Source organism: Rhodococcus erythropolis NBRC 15567, assembly GCF_001552595.1.
Lineage (GTDB): Bacteria > Actinomycetota > Actinomycetes > Mycobacteriales > Mycobacteriaceae > Rhodococcus_F > Rhodococcus_F erythropolis.
Genome location: NZ_BCRM01000003.1, coordinates 171,723 through 192,408, shown reverse-complemented (window position 1 = coordinate 192,408; position 20,686 = coordinate 171,723). Strand labels below are relative to the sequence as shown.

Sequence of the window (20,686 nt, the reverse complement as noted above, 5' to 3'; positions counted from 1 at the left end):
ACGCCGTTGAAGGAGAAGTCGGCTGTGGGTGTCCACCACGTGGTGGACACCCACAGCCGTGTCTATTCAGTTGTCGCGGCTGTCGATTCTCCAAGCCGGACAAGACTTCTAACCCATGACCGTCCCGGTCGACTCGGCATTGGGTGCCCGAAGGCGGGAGAATGCGCCGAGGTCGATTTCGAGCCCGGTGTGCATCCCGACATAGGTCAGGGGATCAGCGTCGTGATCGTGTCCAGCTTCCACTTCGTCGATGATCCTGGACATGAGGCGCCCAGCGATGGGCGCATTTTTGAATTGGTTCCCGCTGGTGCCCATGGCGACGTAGAAACCTTGTCTGTCTGTCTTGTCGTAGATCGGGGTCCAGTCAGACGCTGCGTCGTACACGCCGGCAATACCTTTCGGTTGTGAAGGGACCTCCAGGGTGGGGAAACGCCTGGCGGCGCGGAAAACCTGCGCTTCGAATCGGGCAACAGTGCGATTCGGGTTTGCGGTATCAGGATCGTCGATCCACTCGAGCGGATCGCAATCCGGTTCGGTTCCGCCGACGAGGAAACCGTTTCCAGGTTCGGCTCGCATGTAGGTTCCGAGATCCAAATCGGCGATCATCGGGCCGAGGATCTCGTCGTCGTTGTACTCAGTGGGTGCGGTGATGTGATGGACTTCCTGACGCAAGGGCCGAACCGAAACCTTGAAGTCGGACCCGACATTCGACAGCTTGTTGAACGCTCCTGACCAGGGGCCGGCGGCGTTGACGACAATCTTGGATTTCACACTTTCCCCGTCGTCGAGCCCTAGCTGCCAGGTGCCGTCAGGCAACTGCTCGACTGCCACCACACGCGTGTTGTATGCGAAAACCGCACCGTGCGAACGTGCTGCCGCAGCAAGATTCGCGGCTGCCAGTTGCGGGTCGTCGACGAACCCCGCCTGCGGTGTGTACAGCGCGCCGAGCGTGGTTTCCGCATCTGCGAAGAAGGACTCCGAGTCGACTGGCTTCGGTGGATAGTATTTACCTGCGTCGATACCGGGAATCTTTTCGACGAGTGTCGTTGCGTCCCAAAGTTGGTAGTCGATTCCGATCTTCTCGAACAGTCCAATCGTGCGCGCGTGGGGTGCGACGTCGACATCGAGCAGTGCCATCCCGCATTGCCGAAACTTCGCAAGCGCGCCGTCGACTGTCGCGTTGAGATGCTCGTTCCAGTTTTGCCAGCAATGCAGCGACTCCCAAGCCGCAGCCATACCGTCGAATGTGGAGTAGTTGAACCGGATGACCGCACTGGATGCACTGGTCGAGCCGTAGCCCGGACCACCAGACTTGTCGATGACCAGGACTTCGTAGCCTCGAGCGGCCAGTTCGTAGGCGATGGAGCTGCCGATCACTCCAGCTCCGACCACAACTGCATCGGTCTTGTCGGTAGGCACTTTCGGCCCCTCTTTCTACTGATGGCTTCGCCGGATCGAAGCGCAGCTATTCGATCCGGCGAGCTTGGGTTCTGGTAATTCCGACGCCGTCGACTTCCTCTGGAGACCCGCATCCCGACTTCTCGGATTCGGCTCTGCCTTAATGGATTTGGTACCTGAAAGTCCAGAGGTGTCCGTCGTCCTCAACTCTCTCGTGACGGCCATCGGAACGCTATCGACAGCTGCTCAAAAAATCACAGCCGTGGCGCGTCCGTTGTCAGAAATGTTTCGTCGAGCTGCCCCGCGTGGCAGACCAGTCTTTCGATTCCGGAATCCCTCGCCACAGAATGGGAAGTGCGATCAAAGCGATGGCGGTCGCGTAGAAGGCAGGCGACAGATCGCTTCCAGTGGCGTTGACCAGTGCTGCGCACACCAGCGGCGCAGTTCCTGCAAAGAGCGCATATGCGATGTTGTAGGGGATTGCCGTGCCGGTGAATCGAGCATGCGTCGGCATCATTTCGAGGATTACGAGCAAAGCGGACGCGAGTAGGGAAAGCGCGATGACCAGAGCAGCCAGTGCAATGGCAATCGCGAAAATGTTTCCGGTGCCGATGAGCATGTAGCTGGGCACTGAAACGAAAACTGACATCACCATGCCGATTCTGACGAGAGGTCTCCGGCCGATTCGGTCGACCGTGGCGCCGAAGAAGATGAACAGCGGGACTGCGAGAACCAAAGCGCCGGTTGTCATCAGCAGTGCCACCGTGCTCGAAACGTCGGCTGAAAGAATCAGAAATGTCGGCATGTAGCCGAGCAGCATATGAGTAACGACACCGAGCGAGGCGAAATACACGAATGACGTGAGCAGAGTCCGCCAGTGATTGCGGAACAGATCTGTGAGAGGGCGGGTTGGAAGGGAATCGTTTTCTTTCATTTCCTTGAAAGCCGGAGTTTCCTCGACCGCAAGCCTCATGAACAGTCCCACCATGGCGACAACGCCTCCGATGATGAACGGCCAACGCCATCCCCCGTCGGCAAAGGACTCAGTGCCGACCAAGCTGAATGACAAGACTGTGACCGTGGCCAAGATGCTGCCGACGAACGACGAAGAGCTGATAATCCCTGCGTACAAGCCTCGGCGGTGAGACGGCGCATGCTCGACGACGAAGGTTGCCGCTCCGGTGTATTCGCCACCGGCTGAGAATCCTTGAACCAAGCGACAGAGCAGCAGCAACAGCGGTGCTGCAACACCGATCGAAGCATATGTCGGTAGGAGGCCGATAGCCGCTGTCGAGCAACCCATGAGGGTAATTGCCAGGGACAGTGACCTCCGTCGGCCGAGGCGGTCACCCAGTCTTCCGAAGAATATGCCGCCGGCAGGTCTGGCCAAGAATGCGACTCCGTAAAGAGCGAAGGTGGCAAGCAGTGCGCCACTGCCGAACTCCGGAGGGAAGAACACTGTCGCGAGAACTGCGGCAGTGAAACCGTAGATCGTGAAATCGAACCATTCGACGATGTTGCCTGTCGCGCCGGCAATCAGGGCCCTACGGCGCGCCGATCGACGTCCAGGTGAAGTCTCGATTTGATGCGCTACAGGAGCATTTGCTGTGCCGGTCATGATGATTCCTCTCGGGATATGCTGAATGGCAACGGTTTTGCGACGTCACGGTGGCCGATGCCGTTCGGGGCATGCGAAATTGAAGAGGCCGACCGGACCCACGTTGATCTGGCGAACGGAGGTTGCGATCGATTCCGGATCAGGGACGACGCTTTCTCGCGCGAGAGCGCGTCGGCTGGCTTCGGCCCTCAACGCAAATCTCACGGCTGCAACGAATCTCGTCGCTGTCGTGCAACCTGTCGGTGCTGGGTATGCCTGGTCGCTGGCCGAGTGAACACGTTCCGGGTCTCATGTGCTTCGGCATGTAGCGAGCCTATGGCGCGAAAGTTAGTTGCATCACTGTCATTCGTTCAAATTGTCGCGGACGAATTTAGTCATATGTTGCAAAACGGCGAGCGTGGCTCGTACAGTTCGACCATGGCCGGAGAACTACAGCATTTGGTGGATACTACCGGGCGCCGACTGGACCGTTCCGTTGCGATCGATGATGCACAGATCCGTCTCCTCGCGTACAACTCGCATGACAGTGCCGTCGATTCAGTCAGAATGAATTCCGTTCTACAGCGGAATGTTTCACGCGAGATTGTAGACTTCATCTACGCGAGTGGAGGCCGTGAAGCCCTCGATCTCTTCACTGTTCCCGTCAACGAAGGACTAGGGCTGACCCTTGGCCGGGTCGGGATGCCGATCCGGTACCGCAATGCGCTGCTGGGCTTCGTCTGGCTGTTGACTTCAGAGGGCGAAGTTGACGAGGATCAAGCCGAGGTCTTGAGGCGCACGGCTGATGCGGCGGCGATGATCCTTCATCGCGAACAGTTGCTGGACGAGTTGTCCCGAAGTCGGGAGCGGGAACTTACTCGAGACGTACTGTCTGGCGAGCGGTCGCTGCGCGAGGACGCGGCAAGCAGATTGGCTGATGAGGGCTTGATGGCTGCGGGTCCAGCAGTCGCGGTCACTATGTTGCTTCGTCCCGTGGACCGGTCGACATTGACCGAAAGAGATCGTCTGAGTGTTGCCGTCGGCGTCGATCAGCTTCGGCGGAGGCTCCCGCGGAACAGTGCAATCCAACTCGACCGCCCCGACCACAGTCTGTTGATCGTATCGGTGGCCGAACGTTCGACTCAAACCCATCTGGACTCGCTGATCGTGGCAGCCCGGGAGCGAGTCTTGTCTGAAAGTGGACGCCAGAACATCGAATGTTGGGTTGGTATCGGTGAACCGCGAACCTCGGTTGCAGACGTGCGCGAATCCTACGAAGAGTCCAGACGTTCCGCAGATGTGGCCCAGGTCGTCAAGGTGCTCGGAAATGTTGTGCGTTATCGGGATCTCGGCGTCTACGGACTTCTGGCCGAACTGTCGGAGGATCGACTCGAGAACAGTATTCACTCAGGTTTGCAGTCCTTGCTCAGCCATGAGGACTCAAAAAGTGAGGCTCTTCTCGCGACGCTGGAGAGCTTTTTGGACAATGCCGGTGACGTAAAGCGAACGTCCGAGGCGCTCTGTGTGCATCGAGGGAGCTTGTACTATCGTTTGCGGCGAATTCAGGAGATAACACGCGCAGACTTGGCAAACGGCGACGACCGGTTGGCATTGCATTTAAGTCTGAAAGTCGCGCGGTTGTTAGATCTCCGATGATCCCAACCGAGAAGAGGGGACTGCGGAAGAATCCAGCGGCTCAACGTAGTTCGGGGCTTTCGATCGTCAAGCATGATGGTTCTGGGGTGGGAAAGGAAGCGCGTCGTACATCGGCCGGGGTGGGTTGGCTTGACCTGCTGAGACGTTCATACGTTTGATCGGGCACCTTCTATCCTCCTGTCGGCAGATGCGGCGGAGTGCAACTTTTTCGGGCATTGAAAGTGCAGAATCGTCCAGATGGGTGTCGAGCTGCGTGAAGAACGCGCGTTTTTGCAAACCGAAATGACGACGAATTTGGTCTGAGTTCGGTCCCCCGGTACGCAGATGTTTGCGCGCAAACTGGACAATTTGTTGCCGACTGCAAATAGGGGATTTCGCGTCCATCCCGTTGGCTCCCTTTACGGTTGGATTGGATCAGATACCTGAGTCGGTGCGATTTTTACGCACCCCTTCACTGCAGGTCTGGTCTGATCTTTCCGAAATTGGAGTCGCGGAGATATATGCAGTTGTTCGAGATCGTTCCCCCGAAATTGAACAAACGCGCCAGACTGGATTGTGGCCATTCATGCTGCACGTCTAGCCCTTTGCTTGCTGCTGAACTGGCTGGTCAGTGCGACACAGTATCGGTGATGTTGCCGGCCTATCGCCAAACGGTGAAATGATTCTGCCAGGAGAACGACACGTTTTTGCCGGCATTCGAGACGACGACTCCGCGCGGATCGACTTCTGGGGGAAGGGGAACCGACCACATCATCTTTCCGTCGCGAGCCCTGATCGAATGCATTCCGGTGTAGTCGCTGAAGACGAAGTAGTCGCCGTCGGTCGCGCCGTTGCGAACCCAGTACGCGTCTTGCCAGGGTGTTTGCCACAGCTGTCGGCCACTCTCGATGTCGAGACCCGAGATTGTGCGCGTCTCCGGCGACGTGACCAGGATTGTTTTACCTACCACTGCGGCGATGGCGCTTCCCGTCCCGGCCATCTCGGTATTGACGATTTGTGAACTGCGCCAAAGTTCGTCACCGGAATCCGGGTCGTAGGCGCCGTCGCCGAGAAACATCGGCAGGCCCGTCGAGGACTTACTTGGGTAGGACGACGATGAGTACGAGGGAATCGGTATCGCACGAATCGTGGATCCATCGGAAGCCAAGAGGTTTTGGGTTCCTGCATAACCTGACCTGCCGCCGACACTAGTCAGGAACAATCCATTCCCGGCCGGGACAAGCGAATCGCCCTCGAATCTGAATCGTTCGGCGCCGGAATCCAGATCGTAGATTCGATAGCGGTACTGTGGGTCCCCGCCATCGCCCTGTTCCATCGCAATGACAGTGTCGGTGTGAGGGACCGTGTAGACGGCCCCGAACTTCTCACTTGGTTCGAAGGTGCGAACGAAGTTGGCCGTTAAGTTGGTTGTGTTGCCGCTGGCGAGAATTCGTGTTCGAATCGTTCCGTCCATCCTTTCGCCGGACGTGTACACGGTGTCTCCGGTGATGACGGCGCCATTGAGATCGAAGTCGGTTCCGAGGTCGGACATAAGAGTTCCGGTCGCGGTATCGACAAAGATCATCCGTCGATCGCCCCAGCACGCGATGATCGTGGATTCGTTCTGCTGACTGCACTGGCCGATGACTCCGCCGATTCGCGTTTTCCACAGCGGACTTCCGTCGTCGGGATTCACACCGACCAGTGTGACGGCACCGACTCCCTGACTCGACGAAGACTCGTCGGTCTTGGGAAGGGGATAAGCAGTCGCGGCCACCAGCACGTCACCGACTTGGTACGTGTTGCCGTAGCCGTAGTAGCTATCGAGGCCGGAAGGCATCGACAGCAGCACGTCGCCGGAGTTGTCCGTGAGCGTTCGAACATCGAGTTCCCAGGCTTGTTGCGGAGGATCGGAGAGGTCCACGTCGACAACCCCCTGCTCGACGATCGGACCGCCTATCTTCTGCTTCGGCGAGGCCGCCTCACTGGAGTCGGAGAGTGCCGATACGACGATGAACGCGATCGCCACGATCAACGCCAGTCCGAGGGCGACCAGTTTCCAGTGTTCCTTCAACCGAAGCTGCATCGAAAGACCGTAACCGATCGAGCAAACTGATCGGTTCGTTTCGCGGACGGCCGGCTCGATGCCGACCTCGAAATCGATCCCACGTGCTCGGTGTGACGAAGTGTGGTGGCCTCGTACACACGAGACCACCACACCGACGGCGTCAGACGTAAGGCGAGTACGCCGGGAGATCCAACTGACCGTTGCCCGACAGTCCGATCACAATCACCTCGGGTTCGGTGACGGCGCGAGCGTGAGCGATGGCGCCGGCAACCGCGTGGGTTGATTCCGGAGCCGGGATGATCCCTTCGGCGCGGGCGAAAATCAGACCGGCCTGGAGCGCGTCGTCCTGATCGACGGCAATCGCATCCATGAGTCCGAGGTTGACCGCATGCGAGACCATCGGCGACATGCCGTGGTAGCGAAGGCCACCCGCATGGATCGCCGGGGGAACGAAGTCCTTACCCAGAGTGTGCATCTTGAGCAGCGGCGTCAACCCGGCGACGTCACCGAAGTCGTAGCGGTACTCGCCCTGGGTGAGGGACGGGCATGCCGAAGGCTCGCAGGCGACCAGACGAGTCTTGGTGCCTTCGCGAAGGTTTCGTCCCAGGAACGGGAAGGTGAGTCCGGCGAGGTTGGAACCGCCACCGGCGCAACCGAACACGGTGTCGGGGACGGCGTCGCCGGCCTCTTCGAGCTGGACCATTGCTTCCTGACCGATCACGGTCTGGTGAAGCATGACGTGGTTCAGCACGCTACCGAGTGAGTAGTGCGTGTTCGGATCCTGCGCAGCGACCTCGACGGCCTCACTGATCGCCATACCAAGCGAGCCGGTGGTGTCGGGATGCGACTTCAACAGTGCGCGTCCGGCTTCCGTCAGGTCGGAAGGCGACGGGTGACAGATTCCGCCGTACGCCTCCATCTGGATGCGTCGGTACGGCTTCGAATCGAAGGAGGAGCGAACCTGCCACACCTCGACGTCGAGTCCGAGCAGTGCGCCCGCGAACGACAGCGACGCACCCCACTGGCCTGCGCCGGTTTCGGTGGTGAGCTTGGTGGTTCCTTCGATCGCGTTGTAGTACGCCTGCGCGACAGCAGTATTCGGCTTGTGTGAACCGACCGGGCTCACGCCTTCGTACTTGTAGTAGATGCGGGCAGGCGTGCCCAGAGCGCGCTCGAGTCGATGCGCACGGAACAGGGGAGATGGCCTCCACATGCCGTAGATCTCGCGAACCGTCTCCGGGATCTCGATGTAGCGCTCGGTTGCGACTTCCTGCGCGATGAGGTTCATCGGGAACAGCGGCGCCAAGTCCTCAGGGCCGAGCGGCTCACGAGTGCCCGGATGCAGGTGCGGGGGAACAGGCTCGGGGAGGTCAGCCGCCAGGTTGTACCAGTGCGTCGGCACTTTCGACGGGATGGAGACGCCCAAAGGCTCGAGCGAACGGTTGAGTGGGGTGGTGGTCAACTAACTCTCCTTCGTGGATTCGGTACCTGATCTTGGCGGTCGTAGCGACGACGCGTACGGCATTTGCCGGATCGGGGATCCTGGAGAGGAGCCTGCTGGACCACCCGATGTCGGTCCGGGCAGCACGCAGTTGCGGCTGACCGTCAGCGGTCGGGCCACCAGAGGTGCGCAGTGAGCAGGGTCACGAGCCGATCGTACATCGGTACTCGCACCCTGCTCACGTCGGGCGCGGCTACATTTTCGCCATCCTCCGTCGGCTCAGCGAAAAATCATGCACGTCGTAGTTCCGTGCGCCACCAACTTGCCGTTCTTGTCCAAGACCTTGCCCTCTGCGGTCGCGGTACGCCCGCCCACGTGAATGACACTGCCGTGGGCTGTCAGTTCGTCACCGTCGAGAGGCACCGTGCGGATGTAGTTGAGCTTGAGTTCGAGGGTCGTGTAGCCGACGCCGGCCGGAAGCATCGTGTGTACCGCGCAGCCCATGACCGAGTCGAGCAGCGTTGCGCAGATGCCGCCGTGCACGGTGCCGAGCGGGTTGCTGAAATCGGCACGCGGGGTCAGGGCGAAGCTCACCGATCCCTCGTTGACCTCGCGCATCTCCATGCCGAGGAGGCGTCCGATGCTGGGTCGGTCGTTGACCTGCGTTCCCATCCAGCGGAGAAGTTCGAGGCCTGTCATCTGCGCCGGATCGACGGTTGCGGTTGTCTCGTCACTCATTGTTTCATCCCATCACTATGTAGGTCGTCATACATAACGTAGCGTATGAGTCGACAGGTGTACCGACGGCCGAAGGATCTGTGACATGGCAGAGCTGAGCTCACGTGATCGCATGATTCGTAGTGCGGTCGAACTGATCAGCCGCAACGGTGTCGATGCGACGTCCTTCAGCGACGTCATCAAGCACAGCGGCGCGCCCCGTGGGTCGATTTACCATCACTTCCCCGGCGGCAAGACCGAGCTGATGGTCGAAGCCGTGCGCGCGGCCGGTGCGATCATCACCAGACGAATCAGCTCGGCTGCGGCCACCGGTTCCACTGCCGACGTGATCGAAGCGGTCGGAGACATCTGGCGACTCAATCTCACGCGCTCGGACTTCGCGATCGGCTGCCCGGTGATTGCCGGCGGGTTGGCACGCGCCAGTGAGCCAGAAGTCGCGGAAGTATCGGCTGAGGTCATGCTGGGATGGCAGAAGTTGATCGAATCGCAACTCGAAACTGCGGGTTATCCTGCAGTGCAAGCAAAGTCGATGGCAAACCTGACGATCACGTCGGTCGAAGGTGCAGTGGCGGTGTGCCAGACGACTCGAAGTATCGAGCCGCTCGAACAGGTCATCGCTTCACTGCAGGGGCTCTCTCGTTCTGAGGCTTGGTCCCGCTGAGCCTTCGGGGGTTGACTTCGGTCGCCAAGTATCCGTAACTTCATGTAACGGCTAATTGGGCAGGAGTAGGCGATGACACATTGGTTCGACCTCGAACCGGTCGGTGTGGATTTCTTCGACACGGCGCCGCATATCTTCACGTACTCGATCGACCTCGCCGCCGAACCTGATGTCGTCTGGGCCGGTCTGACCGCCGACGAGCCTTTGTCGTGGTGCCGACTGCTCACAAAAGTGCACTACACCTCGCCGCGCCCCTACGGCGTCGGCACGCGCCGAATCGCGGAGGTGGGCGGTGGTGCGATGCAGATGCGCGAAAAGTTCATCACCTGGGACGACGAAACGCGTCGGCACTCGTTTTACGTCGAACAGTCCAATGTCCCGCTGTTCCAATCCTTCGCGGAGGACTACCGCGTCGACGAGCTCGCAGTGGGTTCGAGACTGCAGTGGAATTTTGCATTCTCGCCGCGTCCGAAGCTGTCGCTCGCGGTGCGCGGCGGGCTACCGGTCAACTCACTGATCTTCTCGAGCTTCGTGCGCGATACCAAGCGGCACTTCGGTTCTGCGCCACGCCATTGACTTTCTTCCCTTCATACGAGAGGTATCCATGACCACACTCGGAGAATCGTTGACTTTGCCCTGTGGGCAGATACTGCGGAATCGCACGATGAAAGCTGCGCTCAGTGAGGCTCTGGGGGACCGGACTCATGCACCGTCCACCCGCTTGGAAACGCTGTACGGCCGTTGGGGCAGTGGCGGGTTCGGATTGCTCGTCACCGGCAATGTCATGGTCGATCGATCGCAGATCGCCGAACCGGGCAACGTCGTCGTCGACGACGATCGTGATGCCGAAGCGCTGACTGCCTGGGCCAAGACTGCCAAGAACGGCGGCGCCGAGATCTGGATGCAGCTGAACCACCCAGGGCGGCAATCCAACCCGATCGCCAGCAGAGGTCGACCGGTCGCACCGAGCGCGATTGCGCTGAAGATTCCGGGAATGGCGACGCCGCGAGAACTCTCGACTGCTGAGATCGAAGAGATCATCGACAAGTTCGCGGAAACCGCTCGCGTCGCCGAGTCCTCCGGATTCGGAGGCGTGCAGATACATGCCGCGCACGGTTATCTTGTTGCGCAGTTCCTTTCGCCGTTGTCCAATCAGCGGACGGACGAGTGGGGTGGAGATCCCGAGCGTCGACGACGCTTTCTGATTGAAATCGTTCGGCGCATACGCTCGACCGTTGCTCCGGGATTTGCGGTGTCGGTCAAACTCAACTCGGCTGATTTCCAGCGCGGCGGATTCTCGGAAGACGAGTCGCGAGAAGTAGTACGCGCGCTGACCGAAGAGTCGGTCGACCTCATCGAGATCAGCGGTGGCAGTTATGAATCGCCGGCCATGATGGGTAAAGCGCAGAAGCAGAGCACTCGCGATCGAGAGGCATATTTCCTCGAGTATGCCGAGACGGTTCGAGCGATTGCCGGCGACATTCCCTTGGCGGTCACCGGCGGCTTCCGCTCGCGATCGGCGATGGTCGAGGCACTCGCTTCCGGCGCGTGCGACGTGATCGGCCTCGGCCGGCCGACGATCACGATTCCCGACGCGGCAACCGTTCTCCTGGAATCGAATCGGGAACGATTGATCGTCCCGACTGTGGAGTTCGGAGCGCGGAAGTTGTTGGGGAAGGTTGCCGACATCTCGATGCTCGACGGTGCACTCGACCTGCAGTGGCACACCGATCAATTGCACCGAATGGGCGACGGAAGCGAGCCGGATCCGGCTCGGCCGTGGTGGAAGACCCTCGGAACGATGGTGAGGCGAAACGGAATCGATGCGCTTCGCCCCACCAAACGAGCGGCTTGATCAGTTCGGTGCACCGATGTTGAGTTCATCGGGATGCGCGCCGACGCGGGTACCGTCGTCGAGAGTGTCGATTTCGCTCAGATCGAGATCAGTGAGTTCGAAGTCGAATACGTCGATGTTCTGAGCGATCCGGGCGTCATGCACTGATTTCGGGATGACGATCAGGCCGTTCTGCAGGTGCCAACGGATCAGGACCTGCGCGGCAGTCTTGCTGTGGCGGTCGCCGATTCGGGTGATGATCGGATCGGTGAGCAGCGTGTTGGGCTTCGATGCCTTACCCCAACCCGCGTTGCTGGTACCGCCGAGTGGGCTCCACGATTCGACCTTGATTCCGTGCTCGGCGGCCTTGTCGCGGATCGCGTGCTGCGTGAGGTGCGGATGCAGTTCCACTTGATCGACTGCCGGCAACAATCCGCCGCGATCGACGAGAAGCTGCAGATGATGCGGCTCGAAGTTGCACACCCCGATTGCCTTGGCGCGGCCCGATTCCGCGATCTTTTCGAGCGCGTCCCAAGTGCGGAGGAGTCGGTCGTTGTCCTGCAGTGGCCAGTGGATCAGATACAGATCGACGTAATCGACGCCCAGCTTGTCGATGCTGCTGTCGAAAGCCTTCAACGCCGGCTCGTAGCCCTGATCTGCATTCCACAGCTTCGTGGTGAGGAATATGTCCTCTCGCGCGACGGACGAGTTGGCGATACCTCGTCCGACGCCCTCTTCGTTCCCATATGCGGCAGCGGTGTCGATGTGCCGGTAGCCGGCGTCGTCGAGAGCGAACCGCACTGCATGCTCGGTTTCGTCGTTGGTGGCCTGCCAGACTCCGAGGCCGAGTTGCGGGATCGTGGTTCCGGAATTCAGCGTGATGTCAGGATTGCTCATGGATCAAGGCTAGCGATCTCGAGCTTTCCTTGCCGGGGTCAGAGCCGCCTGGGTCAGAGAGTCGTAGCCGAGTACCCGTGTGCCGCTGCAACACTGTCGGACAGGAGCAGGCCGTCGTGTGTGCTCAGTCCTGACCCCAGGCCGGGAACTGTCGCGACCGCGTCCTTCCACCCCTTGTCTGCCAATGCGACGACGTACGGAAGCGTCGCGTTGGTGAGCGCGTACGTCGACGTACGGGGGACGGCTCCGGGCATGTTCGCAACGCAGTAGAAGACGGAACCGTGAACCTGGTACGTCGGATCGGCGTGCGTGGTCGCGTGTGAATCCTCGAAGCAGCCGCCCTGGTCGATGGCGATGTCGACCAGGACAGAACCCGGCTTCATGCGCGCCACCAGGCTGTTGGAGACGAGAGTCGGCGCCTTCGCCCCGGGGACCAGCACTGCGCCGATGACGAGGTCGGCGTCGAGTACTGCCTGTTCCAGTTCGAGGCTGTTGGACGTGATGGTCTTGACCTGGCCGTGGTACAGCTCGTCGATTTCCCGCAGGCGCGCGATCGACAGATCGAGAACGGTGACGTCGGCCTGCATGCCGTAGGCCACGGCGATGGCGTTCTTGCCGGAGACGCCAGCACCGATCACCACGACCTTGGCGGGGCGCACTCCGGGGACGCCGCCCATCAGCACTCCGCGTCCGCCGCCGTGACGCATCAAGTGGTAGGCGCCGGCCTGCGGCGCAAGGCGTCCGGCTACTTCGCTCATCGGTGCGAGAAGGGGCAGTGAACCGTCGGAACCGACAACGGTTTCGTAGGCGATGGAAGTGGTCTTCGAGGCCAGGAGTGCGTCGGTGCATTCCTTCGACGCCGCCAGGTGCAGGTAGGTGAAGAGCACCTGATCCTGACGGAGTCGCGAATACTCTTCTGCAATAGGTTCTTTGACCTTCAGGAGCAGATCTGCGTCTGTCCAGACCTGATCGGCGGACCCGAGGATCTGCGCGCCCGCGGCCTTGAAATCCTCGTCACTGAACGAGGAGCCGACGCCTGCGCCCGTTTCGATGACGACCTCGTGCCCTCGGCCGACCAGTTCGTGGACGCCTGCTGGGCTGATAGCCACGCGGTACTCGTGGTTTTTGATTTCGCGGGGGATTCCGACCTTCATGACACGGCTCCGAACTGAGTCTGTTGTTTCTTCGAATGGCAGGTGCCAAGCATGAAGTTTCGTCGTCAGATAGTGAAGAGAAGTGAAGATAATTCTCTAGGCTGTATTCATGGTGCGCGAAAGTTCAAGAATCGGTATTCAGACGGCCGCCTCGCCGAAGCATGTTCGGGCTGCCGTGAAGTTGGACGAGGTCGACCGGGTTCTGCTCGAAGAGCTGGCGAAAGACGCGAGGATTCCGAACAATGCGCTGGCCGCGATCGCGGGAATTGCGCCGTCGACATGCCTCGGCCGTGTGCGCGCCTTGGTGGACAACGGCGTGATCAGGGGATTTCACGCGGACATCGACCCCGCCGCTCTCGGAATGGATCTGCAGGCGATGATCGCAGTTCGACTGCAGGCCAACGCACGGTCGCACCTCAACCGGCTCGGCGACGATTTCGCCAAGCTGGACTCGGTGCTCAACGTGTACTTCGTTGCCGGTGTCGACGACTACATGCTGCACGTCGCAACGACGGATTCGGCGCAGTTGCGTGACTTCGTCGTCAACAATCTCTCGGCACATCCAGCGGTTGCTGCGACCGAGACGATTCTGATCTTCGAACACGTCAGGCCTCGAGGCGGTACTGCCTGATTAGTTCTCACCTGATGGCGGGTCGACGCCCGGACCAGGCGTTCTCGAGGAGTTCGCTCAGGCCCGGCGGGGTGATCTCACGCGGGTTCGGATACGCGGCGGAGGTGGCGAGTTCGACTGCATTTTCGATTTGATCGTGACTCATTCCCAGTTCTTGCAGAGTGGTCGGTCCGCCGCACGCGGTGACGAGGTCGAAAACGCCGGTAGCGGCATCGGATGCGCCCAGAGCAGTCGCTATTCGCGACATCACATCCGGGACAGCAGGCGCGTTGAATGCCATTGCGTGGGGGAGGACAACGGTGTGGGTGGGGGCATGCGGCAAACCGAAGCTGCCACCGAGGGTGTGGCACAACTTGTGATGAAGCCCCATACCGGCTGTGCCCAAGCAAGTTCCGGCCAACCAGGCCGCTTGCAGTAGTTCGGCCCTACCTTCCAGATTTTTCGGATCATCGACAATGCTCGGCAGCGCACGGGCGATCCCGGCGATCGCCTCGATCGCCATCAAGTCCGTGATCGGGTTGGACTCGGTGGAGTACAACGCTTCAACCGCATGCGCCATCGCGTTGACGGCGCTGGTGACGGTGGTATCCAGCCGCAGATCGAGAGTGAGGTCGACGTCGTAGATGACGGTTTCCGGTCTGATGTGGGGAGAGGAGCGAGTTGTCTTGCGTCCGTTCTCTGTTTCACCCAACACCGGAGTGACTTCTGATCCCGCGTACGTTGTCGGAACGACGATCTGATCGAACCCCGCTCGTAGTGCCAGTGCCTTGGACAACCCGGTTGCCGAACCGCCGCCGATCGCGACGACCGTGTCGACGTGATGGTTCTCGGCAAGTCTCAGCGCGGCTGTCGTGACTTCGATCGGAGTATGCATCACAGCGCCGTCGAAGCGGACCACCGCCATGTCGCCGAGAGATTCGGTCACGGCGGCGGCAACCGCGTCGAGTCGACGACTTGCCAGCACCATCACTCGACTACGGCCGAGCCGCTGCACTTCTTCGGCGATCGTATCGATCATCCCTTGGCCGAAGACAATTCGAGCCGGTGAAGCGTCGTACGAGAAGGGCTTCATGTCATCCCTGCGAAACGGTGGCGTGCATTTCCCAGACGATGACCTCTGCCCCGGTATCGGAGCTGAGCTGCTGACCTCCACCGCCGGATACTCGCACCGCGTCACCTTGTTCGAGCACTCCGACGCCTTCCATGGCGGCCTGACCGTCGGCGACAAAAACATGCAGGAACGGTGCGTCCGGCAGGGTCACAGGTTGTCCGGGTTGCAGACGCGCAACGTGCATCGCGGCGTACTTGTTCTTGATCCGGATTGCCGAGTGATCGGCGTACGCGTCCATGCCCGACGCGACGGGAACCAGTCCACCGGCAAGCAATTCGGCGTCGATCTCCAACTGCTCGTATCCGGGCGTGATTCCGGCCTCGTCGGGGACGACCCACATCTGGATGAAGTGAACCGGGTCGCTGTGCTTGTCGGAATGCGCACCCGCCACGTCACCGAGTCGCCACGAATCGTTCTTCTCCGAATGCAGGATTCCCGTTCCAGCGCTCATCCGCTGGGCGAGACCGGGGTAGATGACGCCCGAATGCCCCATCGAATCCTGATGTACGAGAGAACCTCTCAGTACCCAGGTGACGATCTCCATGTCCTGGTGCGGGTGGGTGTCGAATCCCATTCCGGGCGTGACGATGTCGTCGTTGTTGACCAGGAGAAGACCGTGGTGAGTGTTCTTCGGGTCGTAGTGATTGCTGAACGAGAACGAGTGCTTCGAGTCCAGCCAGCCGGCATTGGACTTGAAGCGATCCCCGGATCGACGGATATCGAGGTTCGGCTGCGACAGAGTGGAGGTCATGGTGTGCCTTCCGAATGGTGTGGGGGGAGAGCAAGTTTTCAGAGGACGTGATTGCCGTACATCTCGCCGAGGGGGTCGGCGATCAGCTCGAGTCGAGCGCCGTCGGGATCGCGGAAGTACAACGAGACCTCGCTGTGCTCGATCAGTTCGACGCCGGCCTCGGTCAGTTGGGTGCGCAGCTTCGCCCACTTGGCAGGTTCGACGCTGATCGCGATGTGGTGGAGGCCGCCGAGTACTTCTTGGTACGGGCCCACGTCGAGACCCGGGAAGTCGAAGAAGGCCAGAAGGTTGCCATTGCCGATGTCGAAGAAGAAGTGCGACGACCCGGGATAGTCACGGTTCTCGATCAACTCGGTGAGTGGGAATCCGAGGAGATCCTGATAGAACTTCACGGTTCGTTCGACGTCACTGCTGATCAGGGCCGTATGGTGCAGGCCGCGTGCGGTCGATGCGGGTCGTTTGTCGGCGGGGATCAGATGTCGATCCCTGATCTCGGTCCGGCGTTCCTCGAACTGCACTGCGTTGTCGAACTGCACTGCGTCGTCGAACTGCACTGCGTTGTTGTCGCTCATGGCGCCGCCTCTCGGTTGAACCTTCTCTTCGAACAGGTAGTTGACTGATCAACTACATTGAGAATAGATCATTTGATTTCGTTGTCAACTACTTCGGATATGGTGGTGTCATGGAATCGACGCGGTGGTTGAGCGACACGGAGCAAACGGCCTGGCGGGCTTACCTGGACTCGACCCGACTGCTCCAGCGTGTTCTCGATCAGCAGTTGGTGCGAGACTCCGACATTTCGTTCACGGACTTCGAACTGTTGGTTGCTCTATCCGAAGCGCCTGGGCGGCAACTGCGCATGAGTGAGCTCGCCGATGCTGTGATGGCGACCCGAAGTGGTGTGACCAGGGCCGTCAATCGGCTGGTCGGTGCCGGTTGGGTGCGCAGGGTCGAGTGTGTCGACGACAAGAGGGGCGCTAATGCGGAGCTGACCGACCAGGGTGCCGAGAAATTGGCGTCGGCAAGCCCGGCGCATGTAGCCGCAGTACGGGAGAGCATGTTCGATCTGCTGAGCCCGCGAGATGTCGAGCGGCTGAGTGTGGTCTTCGGCGAGATGCGTCGGCACCTTCTCGATGCCCAGTCAGGTAATTGACAGAGCAACTGTCCATGTCATGTAGTTGGTGAGGGCTGCGAACGGACTGCCATCATGGTCTGGTGACCCGCATTCGTATGTTCGCAACCGACCTCGACGGCACCCTGCTGCGCTCCGACCGAACGATTTCGGCGCGCACCGCGCAGGCCATGGAGAACGCGCGGCTGGCGGGTATCGAAGTTGTGTGGGCGACGGCCCGCGCCCGGCATTCGGTACACACTTTGGCGAACTCGTGCGGATTTCGCGGTAAAGCTGTGTGTGCCAACGGAGCTGTGATTCTCGACCTCGCCGACGGGACTCCGGAGATCGTCGACACCGTCTCGATCGAAATGTCCTTGGCTGCAACGGCTATGGAGCAAGTTCGGGCGCTGGTTCCGGGCGTCGTGTTCGCGAATGTCGGACCCACGCAATTCTTTGCCGAGCCGGAGTACGCCGCTCTGTGCGAATTCGCGGACCATCACCGGCACCTGCACGAGATGGTGCTCGCCGATACCCTGCCGCTGGACGTGGAGCCGATGGTCAAGATCGTGGCCCGGCATGCGGAAGTTCCCAGCGCCGACCTGTACCGAACAGCGGTCGCTGCGGGCATCGAGGGCGTGGAGTTGACCCACTCCGGCGCCCCGTACATGGAAATGGCCGCGGCGGGCGTCTCGAAGGCCAGCGCTCTCGCGCAGTTGTGCGCGATCGACGGCATCGACGCGTTGGAAGTCGCCGCAGCCGGTGACGCCTTCAACGATGTTGCCATGCTGACCTGGGCTGGAACGGCTCTGGTGCCAGCCAACGCCAGAACCGAGGTCATCGAGCTCGCCGACCGAATTTTGCCCACGAACGACGAGGACGGCGTGGCGAGCTACCTCGAAGAGTTGGTTGCGGGGCGCTAGTTCAGCTGCTGACGGCCTTGGGTCCGGTGCCGATACCGACTCCGCAGTCCGTCATGAATTCGGAGAAGACGCGGTCGAAGCGATCCGGGTAGTCAAGGTGCGGGAAATGTCCGGCGCGCTTGAAGATCTCCACCCGCCCCAGCGGTAGTTCGGCGCGAGCGTTCTCGGTGTGGGCGTTGGGGATGATGGTGTCCTCCTCACCCCACACCAGTAGTGCCTGCAGATTCTTGAAGTTGGCGAAATGCGGAGTGGCATTGACGGTTTGACCGTTGTAATTGATGACCGATCGTGCCGTCGCCAGAAATGCCTGACGTGTCGACGCGTCCGATACCGAAGCGAAGCTCTTACGAGCCTCGCTCGCGCTGGCACCGAGCTTGAACAGGCCGATCTTGTTGAAAAGTCCGAGCGCTTTGTCGGTCACGTCGGTCAGCGTCCTCGACGCGAGGACGGGAAGTACCAGTTCGCTGCCGGGCAGTGTCGCCGCGCGTAGGAGTGGGCTCACCTCGGGGCCGAGTCCACCGCTGGCTACCAGGCACAGCCGCTCCACCCGGTCGGGGAACAGATACAGCGTCTGCATCGCGATCCCACCACCGAGGGAGTGGCCGACCAGGGTGGCCGACGGAATGTCGAGGGCTTCGAGGAGGTCACGCACAGTGGCGGCGTGAGCACTGAGTGAATAGTCGCCGGCAGGCTTGTCCGACGCACCGTGTCCGAAGAGATCAGGGGCGATCACGCGGTAATGACGCGAGAGCGTCTCGATCTGCGGTTCCCAGTTGGAGTGCGCGCCCAGCAGGCCGTGAATGAGCACCACGACGGGGCCACTGCCTTGGTCGACGTATTTGAGCTGGTCGCCGTGCAATACAACCGTCTGTAATTGGTCGGTTGCCATGATTGAACCTTTCGGAGCCGCCAGTGTCTGTGGCTGCTCGCGTGTTGTCGGACCGCACCCGCCCCGACGCGGATCCACGGGTATTTGTGACCGGGAGTAACCCCAGTTCCCTCAGTATGCCCATCGAGGGGGTCGATGTCGTGGCCATCGGGCGTGTTGTGACGAACCGTGAGCCGTCGGCTGAGGGGAGACGTACAACTCACCGCCGCGTGTCGGTGCCGTTGATCAGGTGAAATCGACCAGTTTGCCGAAGGTGAGGTTGATGTCCCACGGTGTGACGCCCCACGTCTCGATCGCTGAAACCGCGAAGATTCCGGCAGCCTCGATGGTGTCCTGTGAGGCTGGTGCCGACACCGAAACGCCGGTTTGGTCGCTCGGAACCTCCGGCCAGACGCCTGTGCCCACGGGTGCGGGGTTTGCCTCCATGACTGCGTTGGCCAGGCCCGATTCGTCGACGGTCGTGAAGAGGCAGTTCGGCTCGTGCGGAGAATCCCACCCGCCGAGTTCCGCGAGCCAGAATTCGCCGCGTCCAGCAGCGGAGATCGCGATGGACGCGAGTACCGATTCGAGATCTTCCCAAGCGTCGCCGGTCGGGGCCGACGCCTCGGTGAGCTTGAACGGTGCGGCGAGGGCAGTGCTGTCCGGGGTGGCGAAGCGCGGCTGCACAGTGAGGGCCTGGGTCTGGGTATCCAGAAACGCAACTTCTCGGAACTTGTTGTCCGGCAGAGAAGTACGAGCTACGAGGCCGCGTCCAAGCAGTGCGCCGAGCGCGGCGGGATCGTCGACGCTCCACAAGCGGGTCTCGTCCTCGGACCAGGTGCGAATCATTCCGCTGACGACAGGACTGATCAACACAGGCTCGAGGTTCGTACTGCCTGTTGATTCGCTCACCGCTGGCTCCCCACCGCACGTCGTACCGTCGGACGGGTTCCGGGCGGCTAGACAAGTATGCCGCCTCGCTGCTGTGCGCCTTTATTAACCGCCGGGGGTTAATAAAGGCGCACAGCAGGGATCACATATGCGTGCCGCCGTCGATGCGGATTTCCGTTCCGGTGACAAACGAGCCGTCCTCGGAAGCGAGCATCGCGATCACACCGGCGACCGCGGACGGGGGCGCGAAACCCTCACCGATTGCCGGGGCCAGCTTGCCGAGCAGCGTGAAGTCGATGTCGGCCGGGAAACCGGGATCGGACGTCATGCCCGACGCGATGCTGCCGGGTGCGACGGCCACGGCGCGAAGACCCTGCTTGCTGTACTCGAGTGCAAGTGCGTGCGTAAAGGATTGGATTCCACCCTTCGATGCCGCATATGCCGTCATGTACGGGTGGGCGAAGGTCGCCGAAGTGGAACTGAAGTTGACCACGACACCTGCTCCGCTTTCGAGCAGTGCCGGGAGGGATTCCCTCGTCATGAGGAATGTTCCGGTGAGGTTGACCCCGATGACGGTGTTCCAGAAATCGAGTGTCATCTCGTGGGTGTGCGCGGAGCGCAGAATGCCCGCCGCATTGACCAGCACGTCGAGCCCGCCCAGAGCCTTGATCGCAGCGCCGACCTGTTCGCGAACAGACTCTTCGCTGGAGATGTCGACCTTCACCGTGGTGAGGCGATCGGAGTGGCCGGCGTCCTTCGCGGCGTTCAGCGTCTGTTCGAGGCCGGTCTCGGAAATGTCGGCGGCGACGACGGTGCCTCCTTCTGCCAGGATGCGGGCAACGGTGGCCTGGCCGATTCCGGACCCTGCGCCGCTGATGAGGACGCGCTTGTCGTCGAATCGATTCACGAGAAAACTCCGGTCTGTGAGATGGACAGCTGTCTGGTGACCGATTCTGCGTGATCCAGCCGCATAAATC

The 20,686-nt window shown here is 60.8% G+C and carries 21 protein-coding genes; 7 read left to right on the top strand and 14 right to left on the bottom strand.

The genetic code is table 11. The annotated features are described in order from the left end of the window. Positions 1 to 108 precede the first annotated feature (108 nt). Positions 109 to 1,419: an NAD(P)/FAD-dependent oxidoreductase gene (locus RE4_RS08570; RefSeq protein ID WP_060938419.1), complete on the bottom strand. Its 1,311-nt coding sequence runs from the start codon at positions 1,417 to 1,419 to the stop codon at positions 109 to 111. A gap of 256 nt (positions 1,420 to 1,675) precedes the next feature. Next, positions 1,676 to 3,016, bottom strand: coding sequence for an MFS transporter (locus tag RE4_RS08565; protein WP_060938418.1), 1,341 nt, complete (start codon positions 3,014 to 3,016; stop codon positions 1,676 to 1,678). A gap of 315 nt (positions 3,017 to 3,331) precedes the next feature. Here RE4_RS08565 and RE4_RS08555 point away from each other — a divergent pair, with 315 nt between their 5' ends. Next, positions 3,332 to 4,651, top strand: coding sequence for a PucR family transcriptional regulator (locus tag RE4_RS08555; protein WP_238076906.1), 1,320 nt, complete (start codon positions 3,332 to 3,334; stop codon positions 4,649 to 4,651). A 66-nt stretch (positions 4,652 to 4,717) separates the two neighbouring features. Here the strand turns inward: RE4_RS08555 and RE4_RS31000 are convergent, their stop codons facing one another. From RE4_RS31000 to RE4_RS08540, 4 genes are all read right to left on the bottom strand, one after another. Continuing rightward, positions 4,718 to 5,035, bottom strand: coding sequence for a hypothetical protein (locus RE4_RS31000; protein ID WP_127159966.1), 318 nt, complete (start codon positions 5,033 to 5,035; stop codon positions 4,718 to 4,720). 256 nt (positions 5,036 to 5,291) lie between these two features. Next, positions 5,292 to 6,716, bottom strand: a complete 1,425-nt coding sequence (locus RE4_RS08550) for an outer membrane protein assembly factor BamB family protein (RefSeq protein WP_060938461.1) — start codon at positions 6,714 to 6,716, stop codon at positions 5,292 to 5,294. Between the two features lie 142 nt (positions 6,717 to 6,858). After that, positions 6,859 to 8,160, bottom strand: a complete 1,302-nt coding sequence (locus tag RE4_RS08545; protein WP_003945451.1) for a TrpB-like pyridoxal phosphate-dependent enzyme — start codon at positions 8,158 to 8,160, stop codon at positions 6,859 to 6,861. 258 nt (positions 8,161 to 8,418) lie between these two features. Beyond that, positions 8,419 to 8,877, bottom strand: coding sequence for a PaaI family thioesterase (locus RE4_RS08540; protein ID WP_003945940.1), 459 nt, complete (start codon positions 8,875 to 8,877; stop codon positions 8,419 to 8,421). A gap of 85 nt (positions 8,878 to 8,962) precedes the next feature. Between RE4_RS08540 and RE4_RS08535 the strand changes: the two genes are divergently transcribed. From RE4_RS08535 to RE4_RS08525, 3 genes are all read left to right on the top strand, one after another. Continuing rightward, complete coding sequence (locus RE4_RS08535; protein ID WP_007734151.1) at positions 8,963 to 9,538, top strand: TetR/AcrR family transcriptional regulator; 576 nt, start codon at positions 8,963 to 8,965, stop codon at positions 9,536 to 9,538. Positions 9,539 to 9,610: 72 nt separating this feature from the next. Further along, positions 9,611 to 10,114 carry an SRPBCC family protein gene (locus RE4_RS08530; protein WP_007734158.1) on the top strand — a complete coding sequence of 168 codons (504 nt, stop codon included), beginning with the start codon at positions 9,611 to 9,613 and terminating at the stop codon, positions 10,112 to 10,114. A 28-nt stretch (positions 10,115 to 10,142) separates the two neighbouring features. Then, entirely contained in the window at positions 10,143 to 11,393 is a 1,251-nt protein-coding gene (locus RE4_RS08525) for an NADH:flavin oxidoreductase/NADH oxidase family protein (protein ID WP_060938416.1), read from the top strand. Here RE4_RS08525 and RE4_RS08520 read toward each other — a convergent pair whose 3' ends face one another. Both RE4_RS08520 and ald read right to left on the bottom strand, forming a co-directional pair. Beyond that, positions 11,394 to 12,269: an aldo/keto reductase gene (locus RE4_RS08520; RefSeq protein WP_019746934.1), complete on the bottom strand. Its 876-nt coding sequence runs from the start codon at positions 12,267 to 12,269 to the stop codon at positions 11,394 to 11,396. It abuts the gene before it with no gap. A 53-nt stretch (positions 12,270 to 12,322) separates the two neighbouring features. Then, positions 12,323 to 13,423 (bottom strand): alanine dehydrogenase, encoded by a 1,101-nt coding sequence (gene ald / locus RE4_RS08515; protein ID WP_020968460.1) that lies wholly within the window; start codon positions 13,421 to 13,423, stop codon positions 12,323 to 12,325. Positions 13,424 to 13,532: 109 nt separating this feature from the next. Here ald and RE4_RS08510 point away from each other — a divergent pair, with 109 nt between their 5' ends. Next, positions 13,533 to 14,054, top strand: a complete 522-nt coding sequence (locus RE4_RS08510) for an Lrp/AsnC family transcriptional regulator (protein WP_060938415.1) — start codon at positions 13,533 to 13,535, stop codon at positions 14,052 to 14,054. Between the two features lie 7 nt (positions 14,055 to 14,061). Here the strand turns inward: RE4_RS08510 and RE4_RS08505 are convergent, their stop codons facing one another. Genes RE4_RS08505 through RE4_RS08495 form a run of 3 tightly spaced genes read right to left on the bottom strand, consistent with a single transcriptional unit; the run spans position 14,062 to position 16,488 of the window. Beyond that, entirely contained in the window at positions 14,062 to 15,126 is a 1,065-nt protein-coding gene (locus RE4_RS08505; protein WP_060938414.1) for a maleylacetate reductase, read from the bottom strand. A gap of 1 nt (position 15,127) precedes the next feature. Further along, on the bottom strand, positions 15,128 to 15,916 hold the full coding sequence (locus RE4_RS08500; protein WP_020906267.1) for a pirin family protein: 789 nt from the start codon (positions 15,914 to 15,916) through the stop codon (positions 15,128 to 15,130). A 38-nt stretch (positions 15,917 to 15,954) separates the two neighbouring features. Then, positions 15,955 to 16,488: a VOC family protein gene (locus RE4_RS08495; protein WP_042950830.1), complete on the bottom strand. Its 534-nt coding sequence runs from the start codon at positions 16,486 to 16,488 to the stop codon at positions 15,955 to 15,957. A gap of 110 nt (positions 16,489 to 16,598) precedes the next feature. Here RE4_RS08495 and RE4_RS08490 point away from each other — a divergent pair, with 110 nt between their 5' ends. Together RE4_RS08490 and RE4_RS08485 are read left to right on the top strand one after the other, a co-directional pair. Then, complete coding sequence (locus RE4_RS08490; protein ID WP_021332410.1) at positions 16,599 to 17,069, top strand: MarR family winged helix-turn-helix transcriptional regulator; 471 nt, start codon at positions 16,599 to 16,601, stop codon at positions 17,067 to 17,069. A gap of 62 nt (positions 17,070 to 17,131) precedes the next feature. Continuing rightward, on the top strand, positions 17,132 to 17,950 hold the full coding sequence (locus tag RE4_RS08485; protein ID WP_060938413.1) for an HAD family hydrolase: 819 nt from the start codon (positions 17,132 to 17,134) through the stop codon (positions 17,948 to 17,950). Between the two features lies 1 nt (position 17,951). On the opposite strand, the gene RE4_RS08480 is transcribed toward RE4_RS08485, so the two are convergent. The 3 genes from RE4_RS08480 to RE4_RS08470 form a co-directional block, all read right to left on the bottom strand. Beyond that, positions 17,952 to 18,839, bottom strand: a complete 888-nt coding sequence (locus tag RE4_RS08480; protein ID WP_003945464.1) for an alpha/beta fold hydrolase — start codon at positions 18,837 to 18,839, stop codon at positions 17,952 to 17,954. A 225-nt stretch (positions 18,840 to 19,064) separates the two neighbouring features. Further along, complete coding sequence (locus tag RE4_RS08475) at positions 19,065 to 19,730, bottom strand: hypothetical protein (RefSeq protein WP_060938412.1); 666 nt, start codon at positions 19,728 to 19,730, stop codon at positions 19,065 to 19,067. Between the two features lie 121 nt (positions 19,731 to 19,851). After that, positions 19,852 to 20,616: an SDR family NAD(P)-dependent oxidoreductase gene (locus RE4_RS08470; RefSeq protein ID WP_003945543.1), complete on the bottom strand. Its 765-nt coding sequence runs from the start codon at positions 20,614 to 20,616 to the stop codon at positions 19,852 to 19,854. Positions 20,617 to 20,686 lie beyond the last annotated feature (70 nt).

Coding starts and splice junctions, on each gene's coding strand:
- RE4_RS08565 (WP_060938418.1), bottom strand. CDS start 3,016: ATGACCGGCACAGCAAATGCTCCTGTAGCGCATCAAATCGAGACTTCA.
- RE4_RS08555 (WP_238076906.1), top strand. CDS start 3,332: ATGGCGCGAAAGTTAGTTGCATCACTGTCATTCGTTCAAATTGTCGCG.
- RE4_RS31000 (WP_127159966.1), bottom strand. CDS start 5,035: ATGGACGCGAAATCCCCTATTTGCAGTCGGCAACAAATTGTCCAGTTT.
- RE4_RS08550 (WP_060938461.1), bottom strand. CDS start 6,716: ATGCAGCTTCGGTTGAAGGAACACTGGAAACTGGTCGCCCTCGGACTG.
- RE4_RS08540 (WP_003945940.1), bottom strand. CDS start 8,877: ATGAGTGACGAGACAACCGCAACCGTCGATCCGGCGCAGATGACAGGC.
- RE4_RS08535 (WP_007734151.1), top strand. CDS start 8,963: ATGGCAGAGCTGAGCTCACGTGATCGCATGATTCGTAGTGCGGTCGAA.
- RE4_RS08530 (WP_007734158.1), top strand. CDS start 9,611: ATGACACATTGGTTCGACCTCGAACCGGTCGGTGTGGATTTCTTCGAC.
- RE4_RS08525 (WP_060938416.1), top strand. CDS start 10,143: ATGACCACACTCGGAGAATCGTTGACTTTGCCCTGTGGGCAGATACTG.
- RE4_RS08520 (WP_019746934.1), bottom strand. CDS start 12,269: ATGAGCAATCCTGACATCACGCTGAATTCCGGAACCACGATCCCGCAA.
- ald (WP_020968460.1), bottom strand. CDS start 13,423: ATGAAGGTCGGAATCCCCCGCGAAATCAAAAACCACGAGTACCGCGTG.
- RE4_RS08510 (WP_060938415.1), top strand. CDS start 13,533: ATGGTGCGCGAAAGTTCAAGAATCGGTATTCAGACGGCCGCCTCGCCG.
- RE4_RS08505 (WP_060938414.1), bottom strand. CDS start 15,126: ATGAAGCCCTTCTCGTACGACGCTTCACCGGCTCGAATTGTCTTCGGC.
- RE4_RS08500 (WP_020906267.1), bottom strand. CDS start 15,916: ATGACCTCCACTCTGTCGCAGCCGAACCTCGATATCCGTCGATCCGGG.
- RE4_RS08495 (WP_042950830.1), bottom strand. CDS start 16,488: ATGAGCGACAACAACGCAGTGCAGTTCGACGACGCAGTGCAGTTCGAC.
- RE4_RS08490 (WP_021332410.1), top strand. CDS start 16,599: ATGGAATCGACGCGGTGGTTGAGCGACACGGAGCAAACGGCCTGGCGG.
- RE4_RS08480 (WP_003945464.1), bottom strand. CDS start 18,839: ATGGCAACCGACCAATTACAGACGGTTGTATTGCACGGCGACCAGCTC.